Here is a 1078-nt window from a genome sequence, read left to right as displayed (position 1 = left end):
AATGGCGCGTAAAAATAAAGTTGGCTGTTGATGGCAAAGTTTCAAAACCTAGATCGGCTAGTTCACCCACTAAGTGCTCACGAGTGTGGATTACTTTTTTGCTCGTAGATTCGAGATGCGCTTGATCCTGTATGGCAGCAATTGCTCCTGCTTGAGCCAAACGACCAAGTGGATAGGAGTTAAAACTATTCTTCACTCGCTCTAAACCTTCAATTAGGTCTGGATGTCCCACCGCAAATCCAACGCGAAGTCCTGCTAGGGCGCGTGACTTAGAGAGGGTGTGTACGACTAGGAGGTTTTCTGGACAAGCGCTTCCGCGAAGTAGGGGGATGCAAGACTCAGTTCCGTAATCCACATAGGCTTCATCGATCACCACCACGGAAGCGGTATTTCTGCTCAGAAGAGCTTCGATATCTGATCGCGGAATGGCTCGACCAGTTGGAGCATTGGGATTGGGGAAAATAATTCCACCATTAGGGGTTTTGAAATCCCCCGTCTGAATCTCAAAATCAGGACCTAGGGGGACTGCTTGATATTCAATTCCAAACAACTTGCAATAAACCGGGTAGAAGCTATAAGTAATATCCGGAAACTGAACGGGCTTGGCTTGTTTGAGTAGGCCCAAAAATACGTGTGCCAGGACTTCATCAGAGCCATTTCCTAAAAACACCTGTTTTGGGTCCAAGCCGTGCAAATCGGCAATAGCCTTTTTAAGGGCTGTGCCTTCAGGGTCTGGATAGAGCCTTAAATCATCCGTATTTTGTTGATTTATGGCGGCTAGGGCCTTAGGCGATGGGCCATAAGGACTCTCATTGGTATTGAGCTTAACCAGTCGCTGCATTTGCGGCTGCTCCCCGGGAACATAGGGGGTGAGGGTCTGAACAACGGGGCTCCAAAAGCGGCTCATGAGGGACTCTAGTCAAAAATCAGGAAAAAATGAATAAACACCGGCAAATAAAATCGGCATTTATATCTGTAATAGGAATGATATTATGAGGCTTCAATCAACACTTCGCCTCGCGGCGCACTGAAGCATGCGGCAAGCCGACGTTACCCGAAACACTTCGGAAACCAAAAT

Annotated in this window: 1 protein-coding gene; it reads right to left on the bottom strand. The window is 47.5% G+C overall.

The genetic code is table 11. From position 1 onward, the window contains the following. Window positions 1-907 (bottom strand): histidinol-phosphate transaminase (locus B7Y67_RS18345; protein WP_293599864.1); only part of this gene is annotated, 907 nt, incomplete at its 3' end. Window positions 908-1078 lie beyond the last annotated feature (171 nt).

The sequence above is a fragment of the Polynucleobacter sp. 35-46-11 genome (genome assembly GCF_002281105.1).
This window is presented reverse-complemented; position numbering and strand designations above follow the sequence as displayed.